Here is an 8938-nt window from a genome sequence, read left to right as displayed (position 1 = left end):
GCGGCCCAGGTCGGCGAGATGCGGATGACCGGCCGTACCGGCGAGCGCGTCCTGTACTCGCTCCGGCTGAAGATCTTCGCCCAGCTCCAGCGGCTCGGACTCGACTACTACGAGCGGGAGCTGACCGGCCGGATCATGACCCGGATGACGACCGACGTGGACGCCCTGTCGACGTTCCTCCAGACCGGCCTGGTCACCGCGTTCGTCTCCGTCGTCACCTTCTTCGGCATCATGGGCGCCCTGATCGTGATCGACGTACAGCTCGCCCTGGTCGTGTTCGCGACGCTCCCGCCGCTGATCTTCTGCACGTTCTTCTTCCGCCGCGCGAGCGTGAAGGCGTACGAACTCGCCCGTGAGCGGGTCTCCGTCGTCAACGCCGACCTCCAGGAGTCGGTGGCCGGACTGCGGATCGTGCAGGCGTTCCGGCGCGAGCGCGCGGGCGCCGAGCGGTTCGCGGCCGGCAGCGCCGGCTACCGCGAGGCCCGGGTGCGCGGCCAGTGGCTGATCTCCGTGTACTTCCCGTTCGTGCAGCTGCTGTCGTCGGTCGCGGCCGCGGCGGTGCTCGTCGTGGGCGGCCAGCGGGTCGACGCCGGCACCCTGACCACCGGCGCCCTGGTGGCGTACCTGCTCTACATCGACCTGTTCTTCGCCCCCGTCCAGCAGCTCTCCCAGGTCTTCGACGGCTACCAGCAGGCCACCGTCTCCCTGGGCCGCATCCAGGAACTGCTCCAGGAGCCGACGTCCACGAAGTCCGCCGACGAACCCCTGGAGGTGCTGTCGCTGCGCGGCGACATCGCCTTCGAGGGCGTGGACTTCCAGTACGGGGGCTCGGGCGGCGAGGAAGCGGCCCTCAGCGGCGTCTCCCTGCGGATCCCGGCCGGGCAGACCGTCGCCTTCGTCGGCGAGACCGGCGCCGGGAAGTCCACCCTCGTCAAGCTGGTCGCCCGTTTCTACGACCCGACCGGCGGCCGGGTCACCGTCGACGGCACCGATCTGCGCGCCCTCGACCTCGCCTCGTACCGGCACCGGCTGGGCGTCGTCCCGCAGGAGGCGTACCTCTTCCAGGGCACCGTCAGGGACGCCATCGCCTATGGCCGCCCCGACGCCACCGACGCCGAGGTGGAGGCCGCCGCGCGGGCAGTCGGCGCCCACGACATGATCGCCACCCTCGACGGCGGCTACCTCCACGAGGTCGCCGAACGCGGCCGCAACCTCTCCGCGGGCCAGCGCCAGCTGATCGCCCTGGCGCGGGCCGAGCTGGTGAACCCGGACGTCCTGCTGCTGGACGAGGCGACGGCGGCCCTCGACCTGGCCACCGAGGCTCAGGTCAACCAGGCCACCGACCGCCTCGCCGGCCGCCGCACCACGCTCGTCGTGGCCCACCGCCTCACCACCGCCGCCCGCGCCGACCGCGTCGTCGTCATGGACCACGGCCGGGTCGCCGAGGACGGCACCCATGACGAACTCCTCGCCCTCGACGGACAGTACGCGCGGCTCTGGCGGACCTTCGTGGGCGAGCCGGCGATGAAGGCGTAGGCGGCCGCCGCCGGTTTTTCCCTCCCGTCGCGCAACCGTTCGGTACTCCTTGTGCGTCCGAATATCAGTACGCTTCTGCGGTGGGAGGGACAGTCGGTGAGCAGGGGTGCGAAGGGCGCGATCCGTCGGCCGCTGGCGCTCGCGCTGGCCGTACTGACCCTGGCCGGGCTGCTGGCCCTGGCCGGCCCCGCGGGCAGCGCGACGGCGGCCTCGTCCTGCCCCGGCCGCAAGGTGCGGACCCTGACCTTCGACGCCGGGACCGTGCACGTCTACCGCAAGGGCAGCCGATACGTGTGCGCCGTGCTCGTGCCCCGCAAGCAGGTCATGGGCAAGGGTGGGTGGAAGGCCCGCAAGGGCACCATCCGCATCCGGGCGTGGGCCGGGCAGTGGGTGAGGAACAAGCAGCATCCGGCGGGCCCGGTCACCGTGCACGCGGGCCGGCGCCCCGTGTGCGTGCACGCGCGGGTCGGCTCCGTGCGCTACACCTCGGGCTGGATCCTGCGCTGACCACCCGCCCCCGCGCCCGCCGCCGGGGCCGGGCACACAGGGTTTTCCCTATCTCCGCCATCTGCGCCTGAAAGCAGTCCAGTTGGCCCCTTTCTTCCCTGGTGCCCCGGCGGTCGCTCCGATAGCTTCCGGCGCACAGCCGTTCCATAGGGGAGAGAACGCATGCGCAAAGCGCTCAGGTGGGTGCTGTCGCTCGTGGTGCTCATAGGCACTCTGAGCACGGCGGGCGCGGCCACCGCCGCACAGCCGGACACCACCGACATCAAGGACCGACTGCTCGCGATTCCGGGTGTGAGCCTCATCGAGGAGAAGCCGTACCCGGGTTACCGCTTCTTCGTCCTCAACTTCACGCAGCCGGTCGATCACCGCCACCCGGCCAAGGGCACCTTCCAGCAGCGGATCACCGTCCTGCACAAGGACACCAGCCGCCCGACGGTCTTCTACACCGGCGGCTACAACGTCTCCACGACCCCGAGCCGCCGCGAGCCCACGCAGATCGTGGACGGCAACCAGGTCTCCATGGAGTACCGCTTCTTCACGCCGTCCCGTCCGGCCCCGGCCGACTGGACCAAGCTGGACATCTGGCAGGCCGCCAGCGACCAGCACCGCATCTTCAAGGCGTTCAAGAAGATCTACGACAAGAAGTGGGTCTCCACGGGCGGCTCCAAGGGCGGGATGACCGCCACGTACTACGAGCGCTTCTACCCGAAGGACATGGACGGCGTCGTCGCCTACGTCGCCCCCAACGACGTGGTGAACAAGGAGGACTCGGCGTACGACCGGTTCTTCGCCAAGGTCGGCACCAAGGAGTGCCGCGACCGGCTGAACGCGGTGCAGCGCGAGGCGCTGGTGCGCCGCGAGCCGCTGGAGAAGAAGTACGCGCAGTTCGCCGCCGCCGAGAACCTCACCTTCCACACTATCGGCAGCCTCGACAAGGCGTACGAGGCCGTCGTCCTCGACTACGTGTGGGGCTTCTGGCAGTACAGCCTGCTCGCCGACTGCGACGGCGACACCATCCCGAAGGACGCCAAGGCCGCCACGGACGACGAGATCTGGAACTCGATCGACGCGATCTCCGGGTTCTCCGCCTACGCCGACCAGGGCCTGGAGACGTACACGCCGTACTACTACCAGGCGGGCACGCAGCTCGGCGCGCCGACCATCAAGTTCCCGCACATCGAGAAGAAGTACATCCGCTACGGCTACCAGCCGCCGCGGAACTTCGTCCCGCGGGACATCAAGATGAAGTTCCAGCCGCACGCCATGCGCGACGTCGACACCTGGGTCCGCAACAACGCCCGTCACATGCTCTTCGTGTACGGCGAGAACGACCCGTGGGGCGCCGAGCCGTTCCACCTCGGCAAGAAGGCCCGTGACTCGTACGTCTTCACGGCCCCCGGCGCCAACCACGGCGCCCGGGTCGAGGGCCTCGTCGCCTCGCAGAAGGCCCTCGCCACGGCCCGCATCCTGAAGTGGGCGGGCGTCGCCCCGGCCGCGGTCCAGCAGGACGCGAGCAAGGCGAAGCCGCTGGCGAAGTTCGACTCCAAGCTCGACAAGCGGGATGTCGAGCGCGAGATGACGCTGCGTCCTTAACACCAGGCGCGACAGAGCCCCGGTGCCGCCCGACGGCGGCACCGGGGCTCACCCGTGTCCGGGTCCGGCGCCTCGGGGGCCTCAGGTGGCCTCGGTGTCCAGGGCCACCCAACCGGCCTTCGTCGAGGGCGCGTAGAGGATGCCGCCGGCGACGAGGGGTTCGGTGTCGAGGCCGGTGTCGAAGCCGCTGTGGTCGTCGGTGAACGGCAGGCTGTGGCGGTAGCGCAGCTTGCCCGTGCGCGCGTCGAAGGCGGCGACTCCTCGGGTGTTGGCGACGTAGACACGGTCGCCGGCCTGCACGGGGGGAATGTCGGACTGCCCCAGGCTGGGCACCGTCGTGCGCCACACTTCCTTCCGCCGTGCCACGTCGACGGCGACCAGTTCACCACCGGTGGTGGTCGGTGACACGAACAGCACGCGGCCCGGAGTCACCGAGAGCTCGGGCGCGCCCTTCTGGCCACCGCCCAGGGCGGCGGAGAGCTCCGTGCGCACACCCTTGGCGTCCTTCACCAGTTCCTGCCGCAGGAGGGCCCTGCTCATGGGGGCCTCCTTCTCGTTCAACAGCGCGCAGTACAGCCGGAGGGTGCCATCCTCCTTCAGCACCGCCTCGGTGCCGGCGACGCACGTTCCGGACAGCTTGAACGCCGAGACCTTCTTGCCGGTCCCCGGGTCGATGACCGTGACGTAGTCGTCGCCGAAGCCGAGTTTCTTGATCGTGGTGAAGACGTAGAGCCGGCCGTCCATGATCCGCAGCGGGGGATAGCCCACGTTCTGAGTCGGGAAGGTGAAGGGCGCGACGTAGGTCCACGCCTTCCGGCCCGTACGGGCGTCGACGGAGTACACGATGCCGCTCTCGTCGGTCGCGTACACCCGTTCACCGTCGCCTATGAGGTTCTCGGTGAGCGACACCGTCGCGTAGCGCCACTTGACGTCGCCGTCGGCGAGGCCGAGGCCCACGAGGCGGTCACCCGCGTCGACCACCACCGTGTCGCCCACGACAACCGGGCTGTTCTGGCTTCCGTACGCCATCGCCTTGTCGGTCCGCCACACCTCCTTGCCGGTCGCCGCGTCGATCCGCACTGTCCGGTCGCCGACGCACACCAGGGACGACTCCGCGTACACGCAGTCGCTGTTCTGGAGGTTGTACTGCCAGGCCCGCCAGCCGTCCGGGCGGCGTTCGGGGCTGTCGTGGTACGTGAACGAGAAGCCACCCGAGCCGGACTTCGAGCTCAGGTACGTCGCGGAGCCAGCCGGCTGGGTCGTCACCGTGCGTGCCCGGGTCCTCGGGTGCGAACCCGTATCCTCCCCGCCCTCGTGGAACCCGTACACCAGCCCACCCGCGATCGTGCTCACCGCCATGACCGCCGCCGCCACGGTCAGCGCCCGGCGGCGGCGCCCGCGCCGGGGCGGGGGCGTGGGGAGGCGGCCCAGGTCCGTTGTCACGGACCCCATGTCCGTGGCGTCGGAGGGGGTGTCGACGTCCGGCCCGGAGTCGGACGCGGTGTCCCCGGGCGCGCCCGGGGCAGTGCCGGCCGCCGCGTCCGCGCCCGCGTCGGGGGCGGCCTGGGCCGGGCTCGCGGCCGGTGCAGTCGCGGGCCCCTCCAAGGTGCCCGGGTACGTGTCGGCCAGCAGTGCGAGCAGCTCCGCCGCGTCGGGGCGGTCGTCCGGCTCTTTGGCCAGGCAGCGCTCCACCGTCGGCCGCAGCCAGCCCGGCAGGGCGTCCAGCTTCGGCGGCTCGTGCACGAGTTGGTACACCAGCGTGTACACGTCCGTCGCGTCGAACGGCACCCGGCCGCTCGACGCGTACGTCAGCATCGAGCCCAGCGAGAAGATGTCGCTGCGCGGCCCGACGTCCTTCTGGGCGCGTATCTGCTCCGGCGACATGAACGGCGGGGTGCCGATCGTGACGCCGGTCCCGGTCAGGCCGGGGGCCGTGAGCGCGGCGTCGTCGGCCGCGCGCACGATGCCGAAGTCGATGACGCGGGGCCCGTCGTCGGCCAGCAGCACATTGCCCGGCTTGAGGTCCCGGTGCACGATCCCGACGCGGTGGATGTCCCGCAGCGCCTCCGCGAGCCCGGTGGCGAGACGGTACAGCTCCTCGTCGGTGAGGGCGGGCCCCTTGGTGACCCGCTCGTCGAGCGGCTGCCCCGGCACGAAGAGGGTCGCCATCCAGGGCGGGTCGGCGTCCGGGTCGGCGTCCACGACGGGCGCGGTGAAGGCCCCGCTGACCTGCCGGGCGGCGGTCACCTCACGCCGGAAACGGCCGCGGAAGTCGGGCTGGTGGGCGAGGTTGCCGCGGATCACCTTCACGGCGACCTGGCGGCCCGAGGGCGATGTGCCGAGGTAGACATGGCCCATGCCGCCGGAGCCGAGGTGGGAGTCGATGCGGTAGCCGGGGATGTCCGGCAGCTCCTCGTTGCCCGGAGCGCCCTGGGCTTCCTGGGCCATCGTCCCCCCACCGTCGTCGTACGGACCGTCAACCGCAAACGGATGATATCGATCCGGCCTGCTGCCGTTCGGAGGGGTGTTCGACCTGGGGTGTCGTCAAAGGTGTGCGCGACGCCGGGCGTTCATACGGGCCAGGTGTTCAGACGGGTCGGGCGCAGCCCACCGGCTTGCTGCCGCCCAACTGCACGTACAGGTCGGTGGAGACGGGGCACTGGGTCCTCTTCTCGACGGCGGCCGTGACCCGGTACTCCGGGGCGTGCTCGCCGTCGCTGTCGCCGTCACTGTCGGTGTCGGCGTCGCAGGCGGTCTCGCGGACCTCGCCGCGCCCCGCGCCGTAGACGCAGTCGCCGACGATGGTGCGGGGCCCTCCTCCGCCGCCGGGGTCGCCCGGGTGCGGCGGCTGGAGCTTGCGCATGCAGGCGTAGCCCTGCGGCACCGAGCCGTCGCCGTCCTCGTCCGCGCCGGGGGCGGGCCGTGACTCGCTGATGTGGAGGACGAAGTCGGTGGTCGCCGGGCACGGCGGCCCCTGCGGGACCCCTCCGTCGTGGCGGGCGACGACCCGGGCGGCGGCCCGCTCGCTGGCGCAGGGCACCTCGGTGAAGCTGGTCGTCCCGAAGGAGCTGCACTCGTCGATGCCGAGGAACACGGTCCCGTACCCGGCGGGCCGGGTGGGCGCGGTGGTCGTCGTCCGCTGCTCGGGCTCCGGACCCGAACCGCCCGGCCAGATCTGGCAGCCGGACAGCAGCGACACGGCCAGAGCGACGGACGCGGCGGCCGTGGCGGGCCCGGCCGCCGGACGCACCCCTCCGGCGCGGCGCACCCCTCGCATGATCACCCCCCGACGTACGCGTCCAGCGTGACCCGGCGGCGCCGAGCCCTGCCCGGCATACCGGGCGCATTGCGTACGTTGCGGGTGGTGCGCGAGGAGCGCGGCGTACGTTCCGTACGTCAGGGCCCGTACGCCGGGACTCCGTGTGCGGGACTCCGCATGCCGGGCCCCATCGGTCAGGACCTGTAGCTCAGCCCGTGTCCGATGGCGTACAGCACCCGGGTCGGGTCGTCGGCCCGCTGCACCGGCACCGGCAGCCGTCCGCGCGGCGCGACCCGCCCGGCCAGCACCCGGGCGGCGGCCCGCACCTCGACGTCCGTCCACGAGTACGCGGCCAGACACCCCTTCACCTGCGGCAGTTGCGCCACGTCGTAGGGGTTGCGGAGCGCCACCGCGACCACCGGGACCCCGGTGGCGAGGAGCCGCTCGACCAGCGTCCGCTGGGTGCTGCCCGCGGTCACGTTGTACGTCCCCACGACCACCGCGTCCTTGCCGCGTGCCGCCGCGACCGCCTGGTCGATCAGGGCCTGCGTGGGCGCCGTACCGGTGGGCAGCCGGCTCGTGGTGAAGCCGAGGGAGGCGAGTTCGGCGGCGAGGACGGCCGTGGGTGGGCCCGTGGTGCCCGACGGGGACGCCGGGTCGGCGCCCACCACCAGCACCTTCTTGTGCGTACGCCGGGACAGCGGCAGCAGCGAGCCCTCGTTGACCAGCAGGGTCGTGGTCCGCTCGGCGATCCGGTCGGCGGCGTCGAGATGCCGCCGGACGCCCACCACCCGGTCGACGCCCGCGGCGGTGACGTACGGCTTGTCGAGGAGCCCCAGCTTCGCCTTGAGCCGCAGGATCCGCAGGACCGACCGGTCGAGGCGGGCCTCGGTCAGCTCACCGGCGCGCACGGCGTTCAGGACCGCGTTCCACGCGACGTCCAGCGAGGGCGGGTTGAGGAGCTGGTCGACGCCGGCCTTCAGCGCCAGCACCGGCACCTGGTCGTCGCCGTACTTCTCCCGTACGCCCTGCATACCGAGCGAGTCGGTGACCACGACCCCGTCGTAGCCGAGCCGTTCGCGCAGGATGCCGGTGAGGATGGGGCGGGAGAGGGTGGCCGGGTCACCGGACGGGTCGAGGGCCGGGACCATGATGTGCGCGGTCATGATCGAGTCGATGCCGGCCCGGATCGCGGCCCTGAACGGCGGAGCGTCGAGGGTCTCCCACTGCTGCCGGGTGTGCTCGATGACGGGGAAGCCGTAGTGGCTGTCGACGGCCGTGTCCCCGTGCCCCGGGAAGTGCTTGGCGGTCGCCGCGACCCCGGACCCCTGATACCCCTTCACCTGCGCGGCGACCAGCCCGGCGACGGCCGTCGGGTCGGCGCCGAAGGAGCGGACGNNGCCGAGCGCGCGGAGTTCGGCCCCGCCGATCCGCCCGGCCTCGCGGGCGTCGGTCGGAGAGCCTCCCGCGCCGAGGGCCATCGCGCCCGGCAGCAGCGTCGCCGGCTTGCCGACGCGGGCCACGATGCCGTGCTCCTGGTCGGTGGAGATCAGCACGGGGAGCCCGCGCGGCAGCTTGAGGGAGGCCTTCTGGATGCCGTTCGACAGCGCGGCGATCTGGTGCGGGTCGCGGGTGTTGTGCGCCCAGGAGAAGTAGATGATCCCGCCGACCCGGTACTTCGCCACCAGCTCGGCGGCCGTCCGCACGCCGATCTCCTGGAGGTTGGCGTCGATGTCGGCCTGGTCGGGTCTGGTCGCGGAATGGCCGTAGACCCGCATCACGAACAGCTGGCCGACCTTCTCTTTCAGCGTCATACGGGAGACGAGGCGGCGCAGCGCCTTGTCGTCGGGTCCGGCGGCCTGTGCGGCCGGGCCGACGGCCAGGGCCGCGGTGACGCCCGCCGAGGCGGCGAGGACGGTACGTCTGGAGGGCACGTGCGCTCCTTCCGGAGAAGATCCACTGAAGGAAACTTCCGAGGAGTCACGAATATCCGGGAAGTTTCTTCCGGTCAAGGGAGCGCACGGGACGAGGTGGGGCGGGGGG

The 8938-nt window shown here is 71.8% G+C and carries 6 protein-coding genes and 1 pseudogene; 3 read left to right on the top strand and 4 right to left on the bottom strand.

The window, feature by feature from the left end:
* The 3 genes from AOK23_RS11975 to AOK23_RS11965 all read left to right on the top strand — a co-directional run.
* The coding region (locus AOK23_RS11975) for an ABC transporter ATP-binding protein (protein WP_157878010.1) at positions 1–1536 on the top strand (1536 nt) is incomplete at its 5' end.
* 96 nt (positions 1537–1632) lie between these two features.
* Entirely contained in the window at positions 1633–2043 is a 411-nt protein-coding gene (locus AOK23_RS11970) for a hypothetical protein (protein ID WP_240496359.1), read from the top strand.
* 162 nt (positions 2044–2205) lie between these two features.
* Positions 2206–3636: a S28 family serine protease gene (locus AOK23_RS11965; RefSeq protein WP_055712708.1), complete on the top strand. Its 1431-nt coding sequence runs from the start codon at positions 2206–2208 to the stop codon at positions 3634–3636.
* 81 nt (positions 3637–3717) lie between these two features.
* Here AOK23_RS11965 and AOK23_RS11960 read toward each other — a convergent pair whose 3' ends face one another.
* The 4 genes and pseudogenes from AOK23_RS11960 to AOK23_RS49670 all read right to left on the bottom strand — a co-directional run.
* Positions 3718–6084: a protein kinase domain-containing protein gene (locus AOK23_RS11960; protein ID WP_055712707.1), complete on the bottom strand. Its 2367-nt coding sequence runs from the start codon at positions 6082–6084 to the stop codon at positions 3718–3720.
* Between the two features lie 139 nt (positions 6085–6223).
* Complete coding sequence (locus tag AOK23_RS11955) at positions 6224–6913, bottom strand: hypothetical protein (protein WP_420823704.1); 690 nt, start codon at positions 6911–6913, stop codon at positions 6224–6226.
* Between the two features lie 176 nt (positions 6914–7089).
* Positions 7090–8293: pseudogene (locus tag AOK23_RS11950) on the bottom strand (glycoside hydrolase family 3 protein); the annotation flags it as partial.
* A gap of 2 nt (positions 8294–8295) precedes the next feature.
* Positions 8296–8829: glycoside hydrolase family 3 N-terminal domain-containing protein (locus AOK23_RS49670; RefSeq protein WP_276205730.1), on the bottom strand; the 534-nt coding region annotated here is incomplete at its 3' end.
* Positions 8830–8938: the final 109 nt, after the last annotated feature.

This window comes from Streptomyces torulosus, from assembly GCF_001419765.1.
Lineage (GTDB): Bacteria > Actinomycetota > Actinomycetes > Streptomycetales > Streptomycetaceae > Streptomyces > Streptomyces torulosus.
Note: the sequence above shows the minus strand (reverse complement) of the source record. Positions and strands in the feature narration are given on the sequence as shown.

Excerpts from the sequence above, each read along its gene's own strand:
- AOK23_RS11965 (WP_055712708.1), top strand. The coding sequence starts at position 2,206 with ATGCGCAAAGCGCTCAGGTGGGTGCTGTCGCTCGTGGTGCTCATAGGC.
- AOK23_RS11960 (WP_055712707.1), bottom strand. The coding sequence starts at position 6,084 with ATGGCCCAGGAAGCCCAGGGCGCTCCGGGCAACGAGGAGCTGCCGGAC.
- AOK23_RS11955 (WP_420823704.1), bottom strand. The coding sequence starts at position 6,913 with ATGCGAGGGGTGCGCCGCGCCGGAGGGGTGCGTCCGGCGGCCGGGCCC.